Raw genomic sequence first — 18740 nt, forward strand, 5'->3', positions numbered from 1 at the left:
TCGTCAATTTTTATTGACATTCGCCGCAGGTGTCAATAAAAATTGACATATGACAGAAGCAACCACGCTGGCCGCGGCGGCGGGCAGCCCGGACCCCGCGGTGGGTCTACGGGCAGTGCTGGCGCTGCGCAGACTCCTCGAGCGGCTCGAAGCGATCCAGGTGAGCAATGCCCGCGACCAGGGCTGGTCGTGGCAAGCCATCGCCGACGCACTCGAGGTCAGTAAACAGGCGGTCCATCAGAAATACACTCGCAGAGGCAGGGGTCGATAGATGTTCGAGAAATTTTCCGGGAACGCGCGCATGGCGGTTGTCGCGGCACAGGAACAGGCGCGCGAGTTGCATTCGCCGGAGATCCGGGTCGAGCACCTCCTGCTCGGACTGCTCGAAAAAGGCGAACCACGGCGCCGATGGAATCGCCGAATTGCGCGGTGAGGCACACACTTGTCCTCGACAAGGCGGCGTGAGCCGGACAGTCCGCCGGCCCCCGGGCAGCGCCGGAGCCGCTGTCCGGGCGAGCCCAAAAGACCCTCGTATGCGGCATGCCGCGGCCTCATGTGCTTAGCATGACGATATGCAGCTTGCTCTCCGGTTGATCGGCACCGCCTTCGCCATCTGGCTGGCCGCCCTATGGGTCGGCAACATCGAGATCGTCTCGCCACCCGACCAGGGCAACGGCGCGAAAATCGTGGTCCTGATCGCGATCGCGGTGGTTTTCACAGTGGTGAACGCCTTCGTCAAACCCTTCGTGAAATTGCTGTCACTACCGCTGGTCATTGTGACTCTCGGCCTGTTCCTGCTGGTCATCAATGCCCTCATGCTGTGGCTCACCGCCTGGATCACCGAGGCCACCGACTACGGTTTGCGGATCGACGGATTCTGGGCGGCCTTCCTGGGCGCCATCATCGTCACGATCGTCAATTGGGCCATCGGAATCCTGATCCCGGACAACGACTGACGGTCAGGTGCGCGGGATTCCGAGTTCGGCTCGGCTACCCGCCGGAGCCGCTGGCGGAACCGGTCTTCAGACCGCTCGCCGACCCGGAGGGCAGACGGAGATTGGTATCGGGAACGCCGGTTCCGTCCTCGGCGAGCACTCCGTCCCGGCCGGCATAGGGGCTTTGCCCCGGTGGTGCCTGCCGTGTGAGCAGATACTTCCACCCGGAGTCGGCGAGCGCGGCGGCGCCGCCGATCAATGTCCCCGCGACGCCGCCGCCGGCGGCGAACGCCGCGATCGCCGCCGGGACGGTGGCAACGCAGGCCAGACCGACCACGAGACATGAACCGAGCCCGAGTACGGCGCCCACGGCGGCGCCGACCACGGCTCCCGCGAGACCGCCGAGGCCCACGTCGCGGCCGAGATCGATGGACAACTGGTTCAGCGCGAGCTGTTCCTCCATCGGGGAGGCCACCGGTTCGAGCCCGGCTCGGCGAAGGGCTGGGAGATCCGGGCTCAGCGTCAGGGTGCGCTGGTCGTCGGAGATCTGCTTGCTGATCGTGAACGGTCGGTCGTCGATTCGGAACGTCAGCGGCAGAGACGCCAACAGCTGGCCGTGCGCGTCGACGATGCGCACCGTGCGTTCATCGCCGGCCCGATCGAAGGTGGCGCCGTCGAGATGGGTGATCACTGAGTCGCCCGATACCGAGGCGTGCAGGGCCGGCACCGTCGTGGGCTGGGCAGCTGCGGGCACCGCGGCGACGGTGAGGGCACCGGCGGCTGCCAGAGCGGCGACGGCTGTTCGCGATATGCCGCGATATCCGGTGTTCACCGCGGTGTGCCCGACAGGGGAGTACTACCGGGCTCGCCCTGGACCTGCTCGGCGTATTTGCTGGTCCCCGGCGGTGCGTTGAGGGTGGTGATGTAGTCGAACGCCGCGGCTGTGCTGATGGGCCCACCGGCGACGATCAGTCCGGTGATTCCGCCGGCCGCGGCCGCCAGGCTCATGATGGGCAGCACGGCGACGACGCAGCCCAGGCTCAGCGCCGCGCAGGCGACGCCGGAAACCGCGATGCCGATGCCGATTCCGGCGATCGCGCCGAGGGCGGTGCCGACGAGGGTTCCGAGCGAGGTGCTGATACTCACCGCGTTGATGAGGTCGTTCATTGCGAGCTGGTTCTCGACCGGGGAGGCCACCGGGCGCAGTGCCGCGCGGTCCAGGCCGGTGATGTCCGGGGTGATGGTCAGGGTGCGGCCGTCATCGGAGATCTGTCGGCGGAGGTCGAGCGCTCGACCGTCCAAGGAGTACGTCACCGGCAGTGTGTCGAGCAGCTCGCCCGCAGCGTTGCGGATGTCGACCGAGCCGCCGGTATGCGTGTCGGCGAATGTGCCGTGATCCAGAGTTGTGACCACGGACCGGCCGACCAATGCGGCGTGATAGGACACGACCGGCTCGGGCCGGTTCGGGTCCGCGTGTGCGGTGCTCGCTCCCGAAACGATGCTGCCGGCCGCGAGCGCGGCAATGAATATCGAACGGCTGAATCTCATCGTATTTCCTCGTCGTAGTCGATAGGTGTGACGGCTGGACGGCGGTGAGGCCACAAGCCGGAATCCTCGGGAGGTTGCTCGTCAGGCATTCGTGTCGGCGAGTTCGCGGATAGCGGCCGAGAGTGGTTGCCATACGTGCGCGGGTAGGTCGTGTCCGGTTTCGGGCAGCAGGAGCAGACGCGCGCCGGCGATCCGCGACGCGATGACATGGGCGGCGCTGGTTTTGATCAGCGGATCGTCTTCGCCGTGTACCACCAGGGTGGGTTGGGTGATCTCGCTGATCGCCGGACCGCTCCATTGGGCGCCGATCTGCCGACTCTGCGCTTCCTGGTCGTGAATCCCGCTGTCGGGGTTGAGTTCCAAACCTGCTCGCACGGCGGCCTCGTCGAATTCACGGTTCGGGGAGGACAGCAGTTTCGCTACCGCGACGCCCGCATCGACCGCACCTTCCCGGGTGTCGGGGAATTTCACCCGCGCGAACTTCGCCAGCGTGCCCAACCGGATGTAGCGCAATGTGCGCAGGCCGGTGACATCACCCGGAACGGCATCCACCGAAATGAGGGAACGTACTCGACCGGGGTGCCGCAGGGCGATGCGCTGCGCGACCGCCCCACCGAGGGACACCCCGAGCAGATGTGCCGAACTCCAGCCCAGTTCATCGAGCACGGCCGTCGCGTCGTCTGCCACGTCTTCGGCGGTGTAGGCCTCACCGCGTCGCGTCAACAGCGCGGCGATCGGGTTCCGGACCGCGATCGGTGGCAGATGGGTCGATTCGCCGCCGTCGCGTTGGTCGTATCGCGCCACGGCGAACCCGTGCTCGGCCAACTGCTCGCAGAAACCATCAGGAAGCCAGTGCCGACCTGCGCCCAATCCGGTGACGATCAGCAAGGGTTCTCCACCGAGCTCTGGCATGAACTCATCGAAAGCGAGGCGCACCGCCCCGTTCTGCGCCCACCGCCGCGGTCCCCATGCTTCACCGGCTGACATCTCGAACCTCCATTAATAGCGTTCACTGAACTCAGTTTTAGAATAGGGCACAGCCGACACCGGCGAGTAGAGGGGTATGGCGAATGGCACAGTCCGGGAAAGCCGGGCCGACAGTGTGGGAACGTACGGACGGCAGGCGCGGGCCCGCCCCATCGCACAGCCGGAACGACCTTGCCGCCGCCGCGATCGAGCTGGCCGGCCACGGCGGTTTGGCCGCGGTATCCACGCGCCGGATCGCGGAGAAGCTGGGCGTGAGCCAGTCTGCCCTGTACCGCTACGTGTCGAGTCGTGACGACGTACTCGACCTCATGGTCGATGCCGCCGCCGGCGAGATAGATCTCGATCCACCGCCCAGCGGCACGGCGATCGACGACCTCACCGCCTTGGCGATCCGGGCTAAGAACGTCCACGTGAAATACCCGTGGCTGCTCGACATCCCGGTCGAGCCGTTACGCGTGGGACCGCACGGAATCCGATATCTCGAATACGCGCTGGAGGCGATGAAAACCGTCGACCTGCCCGGGCTGATCAAATTACAAGCGATCGCCGCGCTCAACGCGCTCGTCCAACAGCTCACCCGCGCCGAGGTCGGTGACCGGGCGGCCGACCGGTCGCGGCGTGCCGCCCAGGCGGCCTACCTTCACAAAACCGCGGAGAAAGGCGACCATCCCCACCTCGCGGCAGCGTTGGGGACCTCGAACCACGACACCGGCCCGCCGGGCGACATATTCGAACTCGTAGTACGCCGAGCTCTCGAGGGTCTGCTGGCACCGGACTGAAAGGACCACGCCTCGGCTACGTGCCCTCCCGTCCTGTGCGGGGAGCCCGGGCGTAACGGTCAGATGCCCAGCCAGAGGGCAACGGCCGAAAGGACGGACCAGGCGAGCAGCGCCAGACCCGAATCGCGGAGGGCGGGGATCAACGCCGATCCGTCCCGGTTCGCCCGGACAGGGGCGTTCGCGCGTACCGCCAGGGGGACGGCGAGCAGGCCGGCCAAGGCCCATGGGGTGCGGGCCACCAGTGCCAGGGTCATCAGGAACGGGACCACCAACAGCACCAGGTGCAGGACGCGGGTGCGGGTATCGCCCAGTTTCACCGCCAGTGTCGTCTTACCTGTCTCGGTGTCGGTGGGGATATCGCGGAGGTTGTTGGCCACAAGTACCGCGCTGGAGAACGCGCCGACCCCGACCGCCAGCGCAACCCCGGCCCAATCGATCCGGAGTGCTTGGACATACTGCGTGCCCAGTACCGCCACCAGGCCGAAGAAGACGAAAACAGCGATCTCGCCGAAACCGCTGTAGCCGTAGGGTTTGCTGCCGCCTGTGTAGAACCAGGCGCCGGCCAGGCATATCGCGCCGACCGACAGCAGCCACGGGGCCGACAACAGCGCGAGCACCAGCCCCAGAAACGCGCCGATCGCGAGGCTCGCGACCGCCGCGCGCCGCACCGCCGTGGGGGAGGCCACTCCGGAACCGACCAGCCGCAACGGGCCGACGCGTTCGTCGTCGGTGCCGCGGATACCGTCGGAATAGTCGTTGGCGTAGTTGACGCCGATGATCAAGGCCATCGAAACACCCAAGGCGAGTAGCGCTTTCCACCACTGCGCACCGTCGATGGCGGCCGCGGCGCCGGTACCGGCCACGACCGGGGCGATCGCGTTCGGCAGAGTTCTGGGCCGGGCGCCCTCGATCCATTGTGCTGCGGTAGCCATCTCCGCAGCCTAATGCGCGCGTCCGGGTGAGGTTCATCCACAGATCACGCGGAAAACGCTACTTGCCGGATCGGACTGTCGGGGGCATCCTCGACAGCGTTGGACTGATCTTCCCCTCGGTGGGCAGTCGCCCGCCGAGGCCTATACGGAGGAGAGGAGCCCACCATGGCCCAACGTGACAAACTGCCCCGGACGACCGACCCCGGCACCTTCGACGCGGTACCCGAAGCCGATCGGGCCGAACAGGCAGCACCGGCCTACCCCGACGACGCCCCGTACACCGATATCGATCCCCGTTCGGTTCCCGAGGGTATGCCGATACCCGACGAACCCGCCCTGGTCGGCGGTGGCAGCGACGAGTGGTACGCGAATCCGGTCGATATCGCGGAACAGGCCATCCCGGTTCCGCTGGGCGACGACTACGACAGCGACACGGGCGACGACGAACTCTGATCCGGCGAGCTCGGTCCGCGGCGGTACCGTCGCGGACCGCTCGATCAGGACGCCGACCCGGCCGACAGCTGCCTGCGCAGTGCGCCGCGATCGGGTTTACCCGGGCCGAGCAGCGGGATCTCATCGACGAGGGTGAGTTCGCGCGGTACCGCCACGGCGTCCAGCTCGGCCAGTACGTGCTCGCGAATCCCGTCCAGGGTGGGCGGCGTGGTACCCGGTGCGGGCACCACTGCCACAGCGACCCGCTGACCCAGCCGATCGTCGGGCAATCCGAGAACCACACATTCGGCGACGGCGGGATGCGTTGCCAGCACCGCTTCCACGACCTGCGGGATCACCAGCAGCCCGCCGGTGCTGATGGCCTCGTCCAGCCGGCCGAGGACCCGGAGCACACCGTCGGAGAAGACCCCCGCGTCGTCGGTGTGGAACCAGCCCGGCTCGGCGAAAGCCGGATGGTCGGGCATGTTGCGGTAACCGGCGGCGAGCATATCGCCGCCGAGCAGAATGCGGTCATCCTCGATTCGCACCTGCGTCCCGGTCAGCGGGGCCCCGTCGTAGACGCAGCCGCCGCAGGTCTCGCTCATCCCGTAGGTGCGCACGACATTGATCCCGGCATCCCTTGCCCGTTCGTAGATCGGGGCGGGAATCGCGGCACCACCGATCAGCACCGCGTCCAGCTCGGCCAGCGCGGCTGTCGAGGCGGGGGCTTCCAGCACTTTGATCAACTGGGTCGGGACCAGTGAGGTGTATCGGCGTTCACCGCGCATACCCGCGATCGCACCGGCCAGTGCCTCGGGCAGGAAACCCCCGGAGACATCGACCACGGTCGGCTCGGTACCCGCCAGCAGCGACCGCAGCAGCACCTGCAATCCGGCGATGTGATGGGTGGGCAGGGCGAGCAACCAACTACCCGGGCCGCCGAGACGCTCATGGGTGCCATCACCGCTGGCCCGCAACGCATCCGCGGTCAGCATGGCGCCCTTCGGGACCCCTGTGGTGCCGGAGGTCGTGACCACCAGCGCGATCTCGTCGCCGATCGGCTCCCCGGGAGCGAGCGCGTCACCCAAACGGCGGGCTTCGCGCCGATCGCTCGTCGGCACCGGCAACCAGGCCGCCGAACCACTGCCGTCGAGCACCTGTCGCAGGTGAGGCAGCACATCACTGACTCCGCTACCCGTGGGTATGGGCAGAGTACGCAAGGTTTTGGTCATGGCCGCGCCTTGTCCCCGGCACGCCGGAAGGCCGTGATTCGCTCACTGCGCTCGATCACGGCAGCGATGGTGTCACGTCCGCTGGAGAGCGGATAGCAGGAGTCGATGCTGCCGGAACAAGGGGACGGAGCCGACTTATCGGATGGGGCTGGGCCAGGCATGAGACTGCGATTCACTCGTCGGACGGTACGAAAGCGGTCGCACCGGGCGTCGGTGATCGGGCGGCCATCCGATCGTATCGTCGCCCGGAGGACCCAGGGTTGGCAACCCGGCAGAAAACTCCCACCCGCACCGGATCAACGGTTGTCCCGCCGGATCGGATGATCCTCCGGCACCTCGACCAGCACGATCGGCACTCCGTCCGGGTCCGTCAACCACATTTCGACCAACCCCCACGGCTCGGTCACCGGTGCCCGGTCGATCGCCACGCCGTTGATCGTGAGCTCCACCGCCACTGCTGCCACATCACGCACCTGCAACCAGACCGCCCCGGAAAAACCCCGCGGACCCGAACCGGAACCCCCGTGCCCCGCCACCTCGATCAGTGACTGCCCGGCGAAGAAAACCGTTCCGCCCGGGTACTCGCGATAGATCGCCAAGCCCAGCGAGTCCCGGTAGAAAGCGAGGGTCGTCGCGTAGTCCCGGGGACGGAGGATGATGCGGCTGCTGAGGATGTCCATCGACGCAGAGTCTAGGTGCGTGAAGGCGACGTCGTGTCCGATTTGCGTTGGTGGGTGAATGGGGGCGGAGAGGGCTCATATGGCTGCGGTGAGCTCGCCTTTGTTCCGGCGGGTTCCTCGGTTTCGTATCGCCGGCAAACCTCGTGTGGGCGCCGCAAATAAACCATGTGGGCGCCGCAAATAAACACAGCTCAGAAGTACCAGGGGTATGGCGTCCAGTCCGGTGCTCGCTTTTCCAGGAACGAGTCGCGGCCCTCGACTGCCTCGTCCGTCATATATGCCATCCGCGTCGCTTCTCCGGCGAACAACTGCTGTCCTACCAGTCCGTCGTCGGCGAGGTTGAAAGCGTATTTGAGCATGCGCTGGGCTTGGGGGGATTTCCCGTTGATCGCCGCGGCCCATTCCAGGGCGACGTTCTCCAGTTCGGCGTGGTCGACCACTTCGTTGACGGCGCCCATGGCGTGCATGTCCTCGGCTGTGTAGGTACGGCCCAGGAAGAAGATCTCGCGGGCGAATTTCTGGCCGACGAGTTTGGCGAGGTAGGCGCTGCCGTAGCCGCCGTCGAAGCTGCCCACATCGGCATCGGTTTGTTTGAAGCGGGCGTGTTCACGGCTGGCGAGGGTGAGGTCGCAGACGACGTGCAGGCTGTGGCCGCCGCCGGCGGCCCAGCCGTTGACCAGGGCGATCACGACTTTGGGCATGAATCGGATGAGTCGCTGGACTTCCAGGATGTGGAGCCGTCCGGCGCGGGCCTTGTCCACCGTGTCGGCGGTGTCGCCGCTGGCGTACTGGTAGCCGCTGCGGCCGCGGATGCGCTGGTCGCCGCCGGAGCAGAACGCCCAGCCGCCGTCTTTGGGGCTGGGGCCGTTGCCGGTGAGCAGGACGGCGCCGACATCGGCTGTCGTCCGGGCGTGTTCGAGTACGGCGAAGAGTTCGTCGACTGTGTGTGGCCGGAAGGCGTTGCGTACTTCGGGGCGGTCGAACGCGATCCGGACGGTGCCCTGGTCGATGTGGCGGTGGTAGGTGATATCGGTCAGATTCTCGAACCCGGCCACGTCGCGCCACAGCGTCGGATTGAACGTCATGGGGTGATTACATCAGGCTCGCAGGCGGTGTCGGCGGGCCGTTGAGTTCACCACATATGAGCCGGAATATTTGGACGGCGTATAACCCAGGGTTACGGTGCGTATATGAGCGAGCAGACGCAACCGGCGATCGACGACAGCGCTGTCGACGGAGATCGGCCCGCGCAGGACCGGTCAGCGCCCGAGGAATACGAGCGGCACGGTGGGTTCCCGAAGATCACCCCGGCCCGGGTCGGGCCGGAATTCGGCGAATTCGTCGAGGCCATGCGCACGCTCCAGGACCTCGCTGTTTCCGCGGACGCCCCCGACGACGTATTCAGGGCGGCGCGCGACCAGGTGAACGCGCTGGTCGATCTGCTCGAGCCCTACCGTGCGCCGGAACAGCAAGGCCCTGCGGGCCGGGCCGTCGAATTGCCCGGGCGCGGCAGCCTGCTCCTGCTGCCCTGGCACACGGTCTCGGCCGGACCCGACGGCATCGTGATGAAGGGCGTGTTCCGCCGCTTCCACCTCGGTGGCAACTCCGCCGCGCACGGCGGCGTCCTGCCCCTACTGTTCGATGACCTGTTCGGGATGACAGTGCACTACGCCGGCCGTCCGATCAGCCGGACCGCCTTCCTGCACGTGAACTACCGCAAGGTGACTCCGCTGGATACGCCGCTGACGGTCCGCGGCCGGGTCGAGCGTATCGAGGGTCGTAAAACCTTCATCAGTGCCGAACTCGTCGATGAGCAAGGCACCGTGCTGGCGGATAGTGAAGGGCTGATGGTTCAACTTCTGCCCTGGCAGCCGTGATCGGTCGTCCCGGCGGATCGCCGTCGCGGCGTCACCGACGGGACTTCCCTTTCCGGTGGCCCGGGGACCGCACGATATCGCCCGGTCGCGAAGCCGGGGCGCTGTTCAGCGCGTTCCGGTCGAGCCGAATGATCCAGCCGCGTAACACTTCCGTGGTTGCGGAGGTGTTATCTCCGTCTGTTGCTTACCCATGCGGGGCGGGAAGGACTCTTGTGGATGGTGCGTATAGTTGCGTTGCCCGTCCATACGAGTTCTGATCCGGAGGATCCTTAAATTGGTTGCAGCACTGTCTGAATCACTGCTTGACGAGACTACGCGCCCGGCCTTCCTTGCCGACGCCGTCCAGGTCCTGGATGCCGAAGTCTCTGATAAAGGTGGTGCGTCGGGTCTCGCCGTGAAGGGTGGGTACGCGGCGGTGAAGAAGATCAGCCCGTCCATCGTGCCCGACGCACTGGAATCGCTGGCGCCCAAGCTGCTCGAGCAGCTTCAGCCGTACTGGGGTGAATTCCAGGCCGGCGGTACCGGCAGCTTCGGTGAGCTGCTCAGCTCCAAGGGTGACGAGGTCGCCGAATCCCTGCTGACCGTCACCGACGCGCGTGCCGCCTCCTCGAGCCGTCCGGCCCTGCAGAAGGTGTACAACTCGATGCGTTCCTCGGCGAAGAAGAACGTGATCGAGGCGCTGCCGCGGCTCGGCGATCTGGTGCAGAAGCACGCCGGCTGACCGACGTGTGATTCGGCCGCGCGTGTGCGCGGCACCCGGGGACCTCGACGGTGAGGTCCCCAACGGGGGAGTACACGGGGGTGATCGGAATCCGGCGCGCGGGCCCATCCGGGCGGAGCCGCCGGGTTCGTTTCCGCGGGGTTCCGCGACAACTCATGGGGTGTGAGCAGGCCGACGCAGACGTGGCGTCCGTGGTCTGACAGGCTGGAGGCGTGAATCCGTCAACAGCGCAGGCGCGGGTGATCGTCGACGAACTCGCACGCGGTGGGGTTCGGGAAGTCGTGCTGTGCCCCGGCTCGCGAAACGCCCCGCTGGCTTTCGCTCTGCAGGCCGCCGATGCCGCGGGCCGGCTCCGGTTGCATATGCGCATCGACGAGCGGACCGCGGGTTTCCTGGCGATCGGCCTGGCCGTCTCTTCGGGCACCCCGGTTCCGGTGGTGATGACCTCGGGTACAGCGGTGGCCAATCTGGGGCCCGCGGTACTGGAGGCCAACTACGCCCGGGTCCCGCTGATCGTGCTCAGCGCCAATCGCCCGTACGAGATGCTCGGTACCGGTGCCAATCAGACGGTGGAGCAGCTCGGTCTGTTCGGCAGTCAGGTCCGGGCGACGATCAGTATGGGTCTCGCCGAAGCCGAACCGGCCACCGACTATCCGCAGCAGAACAGTGTCTGGCGTTCCTCTGTGTGCCGGGTGCTGGCCGCCGCGCGCGGGACCCGGTCCGGCAATGCCGGGCCGGTGCATTTCGATATCCCGCTGCGTGAACCGCTGGTGCCGGACTTCCGGGAGGACGAAACCATTCCCGCCGGGCGCGGTACCGAGCAGCCTTGGACGGCAACGCAGTACGCCACGCTCGATGTGCCGCTCGATATCGACCTCACCCCCGATACCGTGGTGATCTCCGGGCACGGCGCGGGTCTGCGCGCCGAACTCGCCGCGCTGCCGACGGTCGCCGAACCCACCGCGCCGGTACACGGTCCGGCCCTGCACCCGCTGGCGCTGCCGCTACTGAAACCCCGGCAGGCCATCATCACCGGCCGGCCCACGCTGCACCGGCAGGTTTCCCGGGTCCTGGCCGACCCCGAGGTCACCGTGTACGCGCTGACCACCGGCCCGCGCTGGCCGGATGTCTCGGGCAATGTGGTGGGCACCGGTACCCGCGCGGTGACGACCGGGACGCCCAGCGCGCAATGGCTGGCCCGCTGCCGCGATCTCGATCAGCGGGCCCGTTCGGTGGTGCGCGAGGAACTGTCCAAGCATCCGAAACCCACCGGCCTGCACGTGGCCGCGGTGGTGATGGACGCGCTGGGCAAGAGTGACCAGCTGCTGCTGGGAGCGTCCAATCCGGTACGTGACGCCGCGCTGGTCTCCGCGCCGCGGCCCGATGTGCGCGTGCTGTCGAACCGGGGTGTCGCGGGTATCGACGGAACGGTCTCGACGGCGGTCGGCGCGGCGCTGCACCATCGGGGCCGGACCGTCGCGCTCATCGGCGATCTCACCTTCCTCCACGACGCCTCCGGTCTGCTCATCGGGCGCGGCGAGCCCCGCCCCGAGGATCTGACCATCGTGGTCGCCAACGACGACGGGGGCGGTATCTTCGAACTCCTCGAACAGGGCGATCCCCAGTACGCCGGTGTTTTCGAGCGAGTCTTCGGCACACCGCACGGTATGGATCTGTCGGCACTCTGCGCGGCGTACCGGATTCCGCACCGGCAGGTGGCTCTGGACGAACTGGCGATCGAGCTCAGCGGGTCGGTGACGGGGTTGCGGGTGCTGGAAGTCGTCACCGATCGAGCCGGGCTGCGGGATCTGCACACGGCGGTCCGGACGAACGTCGGGATCTAGGCGTACCTTCGCCTCCGCTCCGGCCGTGCGCTTCCGTATCGATCGGTTCCGATCGCAGCTCAGCCGAGCGTGATCCCAGTCGGTAGCTGCCCGGCATCGTTTGCGTCGCGGCCGGTGAATTCCACCGCCCGGATTCGTCGGTACAGGTGGATCCACCGACCCCGAGGAGCCCCGATGTATCCCGAATTCGACCTGTCGGCCGCAGCTGCCGCGCTCGCCGATACCGTTGCCGCGATCGGTGACGATCAGATCGACAGCCGAACTCCCGCCGATCTCCCGGTCCGCGCGATTCTCGGACACGTCGGCGGGCTGGCCGAGGCGTTCCGCGCCGCGGCGACCAAGGATGCGGTCGGGAATTCCGCGGCACCCGAATTCGATTCCGGCGCAACCCTGGCGCCCGACTGGCGGACCCGGATCCCGGCGCAGTTGAAGGCTCTGGCCGAGGCGTGGCAGGATCCCGAGGCGTGGGAGGGCGAGACCGAGGCCGGCGGCGTCGCTATGCCCGCGGTGGTCACAGCCCGTGTCGCATTGGACGAATTGGTCATCCACGCCTGGGATCTGGCCCGTGCCACCGGTCGCGCTGTCGAGGTGGCCGACAGCGATCTCGAGGTTCTGTTGCGGTTCCTGCGAGATACGCCGCCGGAGGGTACGCCCGGGCTCTTCGGACCCGTGGTGCCGGTCGGGCCGGGGGCTCCGCCGCTGCATCGGGTCCTGGGCCTCACCGGGCGCGATCCGTTCTGGATTCCCAAGGCGCGGTGAAGATTCCGGCGGCCGCCGCGCTCGCCGCGCTTTCGGCGGCGGCGTGGGCAGCGTGCTCGTCGATGGGGTCACCGCTGGCCAGCAGCCGGTAGTAGAGCGGGCCGGATACGGCGGTGAGTACCGCTCGGGGGTCGGTCCCGGGTGGGACCTCGCCCCGGGCGACGGCGTCGGCGATGCACGGTGCCCATTCCGCCAGCCGGACATCGTAGAACCGGCGCAACGCGGCGGCTGTGCTCTCGTCGCAGGTCGCCGCGGCGATAACGGCGCGGAAGAGCCGGCCCTGTCTGGGGTCGGCGAGGGTTTTCGCGACGAGCTGGGCGTTGGCGGTCAGATCGCCGAGCAGGGAGCCGGTCGCGGCGCGGGGGAGTGACTGTTCGGCCATATCCACCAGGAGGTCGGCGATGAGCCCGGTCGGGGTCCGCCAGCGGCGGTAGACCGTCGTCTTGCCGACATCGGCGCGGGTCGCGACGTCGGCGAGGTCCAGATGGGCGAAGCCGTGTTCGGCGAGTAGGTCACCGGCGACTTCCAGTACCGCGGCCCGTACGCGGGCGGTGCGGCCGCCGGGGCGTACCGAGCCGGGAGCGACCAACTCTTCAGTCATAACGGAACTCCAGTTTCATTTACTGCTCAGTGGGTGTATGTTCGGGTTCGTTAACGAAACAATAGACCCTTTAGGAGTCGAGATGGAATACCGGCGGTTGGGGACCTCAGGTCTGGTCGTTCCCGCACTGAGCTTCGGCGCGGGCACCTTCGGCGGCCGCGGGGAACTGTTCGAAGCCTGGGGTGATACCGATGCCGACCAGGCGCGCAGACTCATCGACATCAGCCTCGACGCGGGCGTGACCATGTTCGATACCGCCGATGTCTATTCCGACGGCGCGTCCGAGGAGGTGCTCGGGGCCGCGATCCGCGGCCGCCGCGATCGACTACTGCTGTCGACGAAGGCCGGTCTGCCCACCGGGCCGGGCCCTTACGACGCGGGTACCGGACGGAGCCGCCTCATCGCCACCGTGGAGGCTTCACTCACGCGACTGGGCGTGGAGCATATCGATCTGTTCCAACTGCACGCCTTCGACGCCCGTACCCCGGTGGAGGAGGTTCTGCACGCGCTCGACGATCTGGTCCGCGCGGGCAAGATCCGCTATATCGGTGCTTCCAACTTCGCCGGCTGGCAGTTGATGAAATCGCTGGCCGCCGCGGATCGGCACGGTCTGACCCGCTATATCGCCCATCAGGTCTACTACTCGCTCGTCGGCCGCGATTACGAATGGGAGCTGATGCCGCTGGGCCGGGCCGAGGGGGTGGGCGCGGTGGTCTGGAGTCCGCTCGGCTGGGGGCGGCTCACCGGCAAGATCCGGCGCGGGCAGCCGCTGCCCGCAGGTAGCAGACTGCATCGGACCGCCGAGGCGGGCCCGCCGGTGGATCAGGAACACCTCTACAACGTGGTCGACATATTGGACGAAATCGCTGCCGAAACCGGCCGATCCGTCCCCCAGATCGCGCTCAACTGGTTGCTCACCCGGCCCACGGTCGGCACGGTCATCGTCGGTGCCCGCAACGAGGAACAGTTGCGACAGAACCTCGGAGCGATCGGCTGGGAACTCAGCACCGATCAGCTCGCCCGGCTCGACAAGGCAAGCGCGGTCACCCCGCCCTACCCCTACTATCCCTACTACCGCCTGCCCGATTTCGCCCGGCTCAACCCGCCGGCCGCCTGAAACCGGCCCCGGGGCAGCTGTCAGTACACGTCGCGGACATAGCGTTTCTCGGCGATGAGCTGCTTCTTGAAGGCCAGGGCGCCGTCCTCGTCGAGTTTGCCGTGGATGCGGGCGATCCGCAGGAGCGCGTCGTCCACATCCTCGGCCATCCGTGCCGCATCACCGCAGACGTAGAAGTGGGCACCGTCGCGCAGCCACGACCACAGCTCGGCGCCGTGTTCGATCATGCGGTGCTGTACGTAGATCCGTTCCCGCTGGTCTCGCGAGAAGGCCAGATCCAGCCGGGAGAGGTGACCGGTCCGGAACATATCCTCCAATTCGGTGCGGTAGTAGAAGTTCTGGGCGGCGTGCTGGTCGCCGAAGAACAGCCAGTTGCGCCCGGTAGCGCCCTGCGCGCGCCGTTCGTGCAGGAAACCGCGGAACGGGGCGATACCGGTGCCCGGGCCGACCATGATCATCGGTGTGCCGGGGTCCAGTGGCGGCCGGAAATGCGGAGCGCGCTGGAGGAATATCGGCACCATAGCGTTCGCGGATCGATCGGCTAGGAAGGTGGAGCAGACCCCGCCGCGCCGGGCCGCGGACCCTGTGGCGGTCGGGTCGCCGTACCGGACGACCCCCACGGTGAGTTCCACCCGGTCCGGGCTCACCAGTGGGCTCGACGAGATCGAATACTGGCGCGGCCGCAATTTCCCGAGAACATCCAGCCACTCCACCCGGTCGGCGTGGACCGGGAAATCGCCGAGTACATCGACCAGCTGGCGATCCCAGAGATACGAGGCCAGTTCGTTCCGGTTGTCGCGGCGCAGCAGTTTGGCGAGCCGGTTGCTCGGGTTGTGCCCGGCCACGAATTCCAGGAGACCACGGGAGACCTTGGTGATGTCGTAGTGGGTACACAGCGCCTGTTCCAGCGACATCTCGGCGCCACCGGCCTCCACCTCCCGGTAGCCGTCCAGGCCGGTCGCCGCCAGCCATTCCCCGACCAGCGACGGACAGTTCGTCGGCCGGACACCGAGGGAATCACCCACCTCGTACCGGGCTTCCAGCCCGCTCAGGTCGAAACTGATCCGCCGGACCTCCTTGGCGGCGTCCGGCGCGGTCAGTACCTCGTTCCCGAGCAGCGGTGCGGCGACCGGTGCGATACGGGTGAAAGTGGTGGGCGCTGTCCGGCGAACCGGAAGCGGGGCGGGGGCGCTGCGTTCCAGGACACCGGTCGCGGTGCCGCTGCGGAATCCGGTGCTCGGGCCGCCACCACCGAGATCGTCGCCGGCACCGTGGTCGCCGGCTTCGGACAGTGCGGCGATCACCGCGTCCAGCCACCGCGCGCCCGGTTCGTCGAAATCGGGTTCACAGTCCTGGCGGGGTAGCAACTGTTTCGCGCCCCGGTCGGCGAACAGCGTGTCGAGTTTGCGGCCGTGCCCGCAGAAATCGTCGTAGGAGGAATCGCCGAGTGCGAACACCGCGTACCGCATACCGGTGAGCCGGTTCGCGCTGTCGTCGAGCCGGGTCCAGAAACCGGCGCCGTTGTCCGGCGGTCCACCGTCCCCGAAGGTGCTGGTGACCACCAGGACGTCACCGGTCAGCACATCGAGCTCACAGGAGTCCATATCGAGTAGCCGCGGGCGGATCCCGGACTCGGTGAGCCGCTGGACCGCCGTCGCGGCGAATTCCTCGGCATTACCGGTCTGCGAAGCCCACAGCACTGTCACGGTTCGAGTGGGGGGCGCCTGGTCGAGATCACCGGGGGACGGATCGACCTGTGCGCCACGCGAGTACATGCCGGCCAGGAGGCCGTCGACCCACAGTCGGCTGCGTTCCGACAGCGGCGCGGACGAAGGCAGTACCGGCTGCCCGGATACCGGCAGCGTCTGCAAGGCCGCGAGATACCCGCCCAGGTAGATCCGTTCGGTTTCGCTGAGGGTCGGGGTGGCCGCGGCATCCAGGCCGAGCATCGTGGCCAGGGGGTGGTGGCCGGTCGCGGCTGATCCCGGTGCGCTCGCGGGTGTCTCCGGGGTGTGCGCCCGCGCCATCAGTGCGACCCGGCGCAGCGCCACCGCGCATGCCTTGAATTCCGGTTGCAGGGAATCGGAATCGACGGCGTCGTGAGTTACCGCGTTGATGGTCAGATATTCGCCCTGTTCATCGTTCCAGTGGAACGGCGCGAAACATCCGCCCGGCCGTACCCGGTCACTGATCCGGGCGGGCAGTACCGCCCGCCCGCGCCGCGACGTGACCTCCAGTTGGTCACCGGGATTCAGCTCGAGCGCGCGAGCATCGTCGGGATGGACCTCCACGAACGGCTCGCCGTTGAGCTTGTTGAGTTTGCCGACGCGACCGGTCTTGGTCATCGAATGCCACTGGTGCTGTAGTCGGCCTGTATTGAGCAGAAACGGGTAGTCGTCGTCGGGCATTTCGTCGGGCAGCATATGCGGGCGTGGCCAGAAGACGGCCCGGCGACTCGGTGTCGGGAAGGCCAGGCGGGGTTCGTTACCGTCGGCATCGGTGTAGAGCGGTTGACTCGTACCGTCGTTCAGATAGCGGATCGGGTTGCGGCGTTGTCCCGGATCCGAGCACGGCCACTGCATCGGGCCCTCGCGCAACCGGTCGTAGGTCATCCCGCTCAGGTCGTAGCCGGTGGCGGGATTGGTGAAGCGCCGCAGTTCGTCGAATACTTCGGCGCTCGAGGCGTAGTCGAAACCGGGGAAACCCATAGCGGTCGCCACCTGCGCGATCAGCTGCCAGTCCGGCCGAGCCGCGCCAGCCGGTTCGATCGAACTGTCCAGCAGGGTGACATTGCGTTCGGAGTTCACCATCACCGCATCCGCCTCGGCCCACAGGGTGGCAGGCAGCAGGATATCGGCGTAGGGAGTGGTGGCCGTCTCGGTGTAGGCGTCCTGTGCGATCACCAGTTCGGCCGCTTCCAGGCCCGCTATCACCGTCTTCCGGTTGGCCACCGTCGCCACCGGGTTGGTACAGACGATCCAGGCGGCCTTGATCGCACCCGCGGCGAGTTCGCGGAACATTTCGATGGTGCCGGGCCCGGCCTCGGTGCGCAGCGTCGCCGGCGGCAGTTCCCAGGCGTCCTCCACGAACGCGCGGTCGGCCGGGTTCAGCAGACTGCGCTGTCCGGGCAGGCCGGGGCCCATATACCCCATTTCGCGTCCACCCATGGCGTTCGGCTGGCCGGTCAGCGAGAACGGTCCGCTGCCGGGACGGCAGATGGCGCCGGTGGCCAGATGTAGGTTGCACAGCGCGTTGGTGTTCCAGGTTCCGTGCGTGGACTGGTTGAGCCCCATGGTCCACAGGCTCATCCATTCACCGGCCGCGCCGATCCAGCGCGCGGCGGTACGGATGGATTCTTCGGTCAGACCGGTCAGTTCCGCCACTTTCTCAGGTGTGTAGTCGGCGAGGAACTCGGGCATGGCTTCCCAGCCGTCGGTGAGCTCGGCGATGAAGCCGGCGTCGATATCGCCGGCTTCGACCAGCAGGTACAGCAAACCGTTGAGCAGCGCCAGATCTGTCCCCGGCGCGATCTGCAGGAACAGATCGGCGCGCGCCGCGGTATCGGTGCGCCGCGGATCCACCACGATCAGTTTCGCGCCCGCCTTGAGCCGGTCGGTCATGCGCAGATAGAGGATGGGATGGCAGTCGGCCATATTGGCGCCGATCACGAAGAACAGGTCGGCGTGCTCGAAATCCTCGTAGGACCCCGGTGGGCCGTCGGCTCCCAGCGACTGTTTGTATCCGGTGCCGGCACTGGCCATACACAGCCGCGAGTTCGCTTCCATATGAATGGTCCGCAGATGGCCCTTGGCCAGTTTCGTGGCCAGGTACTGGGCTTCCAGCGACATCTGCCCGGATACGTACAGGGCGATGGCGTCGGGGCCGTATTCGTCGAGGATCCGGCGCAGCCGCGTCGCGGTCTCCCGCACTGCCTCGTCCACGCCGACCGGTTGCGGTTCCACCCCGCGTTCGGAACGCCGGTAGGCGGTGGTCATCCGCCCCGGTGCCCGCATCAGCTCCAGATGGGTGGCGCCTTTGGTGCACAGCCGCCCGGAATTCGACGGATGCAGTTTATCGCCGCTGACTTTGACGATCATCGGTGCGCCGGAGGTACCCACCTCGGTGGCGACCTCGATTCCGCAGCCGACACCGCAGTAGGAGCACGCCGTCCTGGTCGTGCCCGCCTGCCGGTCGGGGTGTGCCTCGGACATGCCTCCGATCGTGCCCGCGGCCGATTTCCTCGGGTTTGCCCGATGTTATCGCCGCATGACATTCCACTTCACCGGCGAAAATCAC

19 protein-coding genes are annotated in these 18740 nt (G+C 67.3%); 10 read left to right on the forward strand and 9 right to left on the reverse strand.

Going from position 1 to position 18740, the window contains the following annotated elements; genetic code table 11:
- Nucleotides 1–49 precede the first annotated feature (49 nt).
- From OG405_RS28345 to OG405_RS28355, 3 genes are all read left to right on the forward strand, one after another.
- On the forward strand, nucleotides 50–271 hold the full coding sequence (locus OG405_RS28345; RefSeq protein ID WP_327149460.1) for a helix-turn-helix domain-containing protein: 222 nt from the start codon (nucleotides 50–52) through the stop codon (nucleotides 269–271).
- Nucleotides 272–433 (forward strand): Clp protease N-terminal domain-containing protein, encoded by a 162-nt coding sequence (locus tag OG405_RS28350; protein ID WP_442790630.1) that lies wholly within the window; start codon nucleotides 272–274, stop codon nucleotides 431–433.
- A gap of 139 nt (nucleotides 434–572) precedes the next feature.
- The gene (locus tag OG405_RS28355) at nucleotides 573–956 is read left to right on the forward strand and encodes a phage holin family protein (RefSeq protein WP_327149461.1); all 384 of its coding nucleotides are present in this window, start codon (nucleotides 573–575) and stop codon (nucleotides 954–956) included.
- A gap of 34 nt (nucleotides 957–990) precedes the next feature.
- On the opposite strand, the gene OG405_RS28360 is transcribed toward OG405_RS28355, so the two are convergent.
- The 3 genes from OG405_RS28360 to OG405_RS28370 all read right to left on the reverse strand — a co-directional run bounded on the left by OG405_RS28360 (nucleotide 991) and on the right by OG405_RS28370 (nucleotide 3470).
- The gene (locus OG405_RS28360; protein ID WP_327149462.1) at nucleotides 991–1689 is read right to left on the reverse strand and encodes a hypothetical protein; all 699 of its coding nucleotides are present in this window, start codon (nucleotides 1687–1689) and stop codon (nucleotides 991–993) included.
- Nucleotides 1690–1763: 74 nt separating this feature from the next.
- Complete coding sequence (locus OG405_RS28365) at nucleotides 1764–2483, reverse strand: hypothetical protein (RefSeq protein WP_327149463.1); 720 nt, start codon at nucleotides 2481–2483, stop codon at nucleotides 1764–1766.
- A gap of 81 nt (nucleotides 2484–2564) precedes the next feature.
- Nucleotides 2565–3470 (reverse strand): alpha/beta fold hydrolase, encoded by a 906-nt coding sequence (locus OG405_RS28370; protein WP_327149464.1) that lies wholly within the window; start codon nucleotides 3468–3470, stop codon nucleotides 2565–2567.
- An 83-nt stretch (nucleotides 3471–3553) separates the two neighbouring features.
- On the opposite strand from OG405_RS28370, the gene OG405_RS28375 reads away from it, so the two are divergent.
- Nucleotides 3554–4249 (forward strand): TetR/AcrR family transcriptional regulator, encoded by a 696-nt coding sequence (locus OG405_RS28375; protein ID WP_327149465.1) that lies wholly within the window; start codon nucleotides 3554–3556, stop codon nucleotides 4247–4249.
- 59 nt (nucleotides 4250–4308) lie between these two features.
- Here the strand turns inward: OG405_RS28375 and OG405_RS28380 are convergent, their stop codons facing one another.
- A complete protein-coding gene (locus OG405_RS28380; RefSeq protein ID WP_327149466.1) occupies nucleotides 4309–5181 on the reverse strand; it encodes a 1,4-dihydroxy-2-naphthoate polyprenyltransferase in 873 nt (290 codons plus the stop codon).
- Between the two features lie 165 nt (nucleotides 5182–5346).
- Between OG405_RS28380 and OG405_RS28385 the strand changes: the two genes are divergently transcribed.
- The gene (locus OG405_RS28385; RefSeq protein ID WP_327149467.1) at nucleotides 5347–5634 is read left to right on the forward strand and encodes a hypothetical protein; all 288 of its coding nucleotides are present in this window, start codon (nucleotides 5347–5349) and stop codon (nucleotides 5632–5634) included.
- A 44-nt stretch (nucleotides 5635–5678) separates the two neighbouring features.
- On the opposite strand, the gene menE is transcribed toward OG405_RS28385, so the two are convergent.
- The 3 genes from menE to OG405_RS28400 form a co-directional block, all read right to left on the reverse strand.
- A complete protein-coding gene (gene menE / locus OG405_RS28390) occupies nucleotides 5679–6845 on the reverse strand; it encodes an o-succinylbenzoate--CoA ligase (protein WP_327149468.1) in 1167 nt (388 codons plus the stop codon).
- Between the two features lie 296 nt (nucleotides 6846–7141).
- Nucleotides 7142–7525, reverse strand: coding sequence for a VOC family protein (locus OG405_RS28395; protein ID WP_327149469.1), 384 nt, complete (start codon nucleotides 7523–7525; stop codon nucleotides 7142–7144).
- A gap of 191 nt (nucleotides 7526–7716) precedes the next feature.
- Nucleotides 7717–8610 (reverse strand): 1,4-dihydroxy-2-naphthoyl-CoA synthase, encoded by an 894-nt coding sequence (locus tag OG405_RS28400; RefSeq protein ID WP_327149470.1) that lies wholly within the window; start codon nucleotides 8608–8610, stop codon nucleotides 7717–7719.
- Nucleotides 8611–8715: 105 nt separating this feature from the next.
- Between OG405_RS28400 and OG405_RS28405 the strand changes: the two genes are divergently transcribed.
- The 4 genes from OG405_RS28405 (at nucleotide 8716) to OG405_RS28420 (ending at nucleotide 12726) form a co-directional block, all read left to right on the forward strand.
- Nucleotides 8716–9402, forward strand: coding sequence for a PaaI family thioesterase (locus tag OG405_RS28405; protein WP_327149471.1), 687 nt, complete (start codon nucleotides 8716–8718; stop codon nucleotides 9400–9402).
- A gap of 274 nt (nucleotides 9403–9676) precedes the next feature.
- Nucleotides 9677–10123, forward strand: a complete 447-nt coding sequence (locus OG405_RS28410; protein ID WP_327149472.1) for a DUF6918 family protein — start codon at nucleotides 9677–9679, stop codon at nucleotides 10121–10123.
- A 212-nt stretch (nucleotides 10124–10335) separates the two neighbouring features.
- On the forward strand, nucleotides 10336–11967 hold the full coding sequence (menD, locus tag OG405_RS28415; protein WP_327149473.1) for a 2-succinyl-5-enolpyruvyl-6-hydroxy-3-cyclohexene-1-carboxylic-acid synthase: 1632 nt from the start codon (nucleotides 10336–10338) through the stop codon (nucleotides 11965–11967).
- A gap of 174 nt (nucleotides 11968–12141) precedes the next feature.
- On the forward strand, nucleotides 12142–12726 hold the full coding sequence (locus OG405_RS28420; RefSeq protein ID WP_327149474.1) for a TIGR03086 family metal-binding protein: 585 nt from the start codon (nucleotides 12142–12144) through the stop codon (nucleotides 12724–12726).
- Here the strand turns inward: OG405_RS28420 and OG405_RS28425 are convergent.
- Nucleotides 12686–13327: a TetR/AcrR family transcriptional regulator gene (locus tag OG405_RS28425; RefSeq protein ID WP_327149475.1), complete on the reverse strand. Its 642-nt coding sequence runs from the start codon at nucleotides 13325–13327 to the stop codon at nucleotides 12686–12688. The genes OG405_RS28420 and OG405_RS28425 overlap by 41 nt on opposite strands.
- 82 nt (nucleotides 13328–13409) lie before the next feature.
- Between OG405_RS28425 and OG405_RS28430 the strand changes: the two genes are divergently transcribed.
- The gene (locus OG405_RS28430; RefSeq protein WP_327149476.1) at nucleotides 13410–14444 is read left to right on the forward strand and encodes an aldo/keto reductase; all 1035 of its coding nucleotides are present in this window, start codon (nucleotides 13410–13412) and stop codon (nucleotides 14442–14444) included.
- Between the two features lie 20 nt (nucleotides 14445–14464).
- Here the strand turns inward: OG405_RS28430 and OG405_RS28435 are convergent, their stop codons facing one another.
- On the reverse strand, nucleotides 14465–18655 hold the full coding sequence (locus OG405_RS28435) for a bifunctional nitrate reductase/sulfite reductase flavoprotein subunit alpha (RefSeq protein WP_327149477.1): 4191 nt from the start codon (nucleotides 18653–18655) through the stop codon (nucleotides 14465–14467).
- Nucleotides 18656–18740: the final 85 nt, after the last annotated feature.

The sequence above is a fragment of the Nocardia sp. NBC_01329 genome, assembly GCF_035956715.1.
Classification (GTDB): domain Bacteria; phylum Actinomycetota; class Actinomycetes; order Mycobacteriales; family Mycobacteriaceae; genus Nocardia.

Bases quoted from the DNA above. Each gene is read 5' to 3' on its own strand.
- menE (WP_327149468.1), bottom strand. From the start codon at position 6,845: ATGACCAAAACCTTGCGTACTCTGCCCATACCCACGGGTAGCGGAGTC.
- OG405_RS28345 (WP_327149460.1), top strand. From the start codon at position 50: ATGACAGAAGCAACCACGCTGGCCGCGGCGGCGGGCAGCCCGGACCCC.
- OG405_RS28425 (WP_327149475.1), bottom strand. From the start codon at position 13,327: ATGACTGAAGAGTTGGTCGCTCCCGGCTCGGTACGCCCCGGCGGCCGC.
- OG405_RS28375 (WP_327149465.1), top strand. From the start codon at position 3,554: ATGGCACAGTCCGGGAAAGCCGGGCCGACAGTGTGGGAACGTACGGAC.
- OG405_RS28380 (WP_327149466.1), bottom strand. From the start codon at position 5,181: ATGGCTACCGCAGCACAATGGATCGAGGGCGCCCGGCCCAGAACTCTG.
- OG405_RS28400 (WP_327149470.1), bottom strand. From the start codon at position 8,610: ATGACGTTCAATCCGACGCTGTGGCGCGACGTGGCCGGGTTCGAGAAT.
- OG405_RS28420 (WP_327149474.1), top strand. From the start codon at position 12,142: ATGTATCCCGAATTCGACCTGTCGGCCGCAGCTGCCGCGCTCGCCGAT.
- OG405_RS28370 (WP_327149464.1), bottom strand. From the start codon at position 3,470: ATGTCAGCCGGTGAAGCATGGGGACCGCGGCGGTGGGCGCAGAACGGG.
- OG405_RS28435 (WP_327149477.1), bottom strand. From the start codon at position 18,655: ATGTCCGAGGCACACCCCGACCGGCAGGCGGGCACGACCAGGACGGCG.
- OG405_RS28430 (WP_327149476.1), top strand. From the start codon at position 13,410: ATGGAATACCGGCGGTTGGGGACCTCAGGTCTGGTCGTTCCCGCACTG.
- OG405_RS28350 (WP_442790630.1), top strand. From the start codon at position 272: ATGTTCGAGAAATTTTCCGGGAACGCGCGCATGGCGGTTGTCGCGGCA.
- OG405_RS28395 (WP_327149469.1), bottom strand. From the start codon at position 7,525: ATGGACATCCTCAGCAGCCGCATCATCCTCCGTCCCCGGGACTACGCG.
- OG405_RS28365 (WP_327149463.1), bottom strand. From the start codon at position 2,483: ATGAGATTCAGCCGTTCGATATTCATTGCCGCGCTCGCGGCCGGCAGC.
- OG405_RS28405 (WP_327149471.1), top strand. From the start codon at position 8,716: ATGAGCGAGCAGACGCAACCGGCGATCGACGACAGCGCTGTCGACGGA.
- OG405_RS28355 (WP_327149461.1), top strand. From the start codon at position 573: ATGCAGCTTGCTCTCCGGTTGATCGGCACCGCCTTCGCCATCTGGCTG.
- OG405_RS28385 (WP_327149467.1), top strand. From the start codon at position 5,347: ATGGCCCAACGTGACAAACTGCCCCGGACGACCGACCCCGGCACCTTC.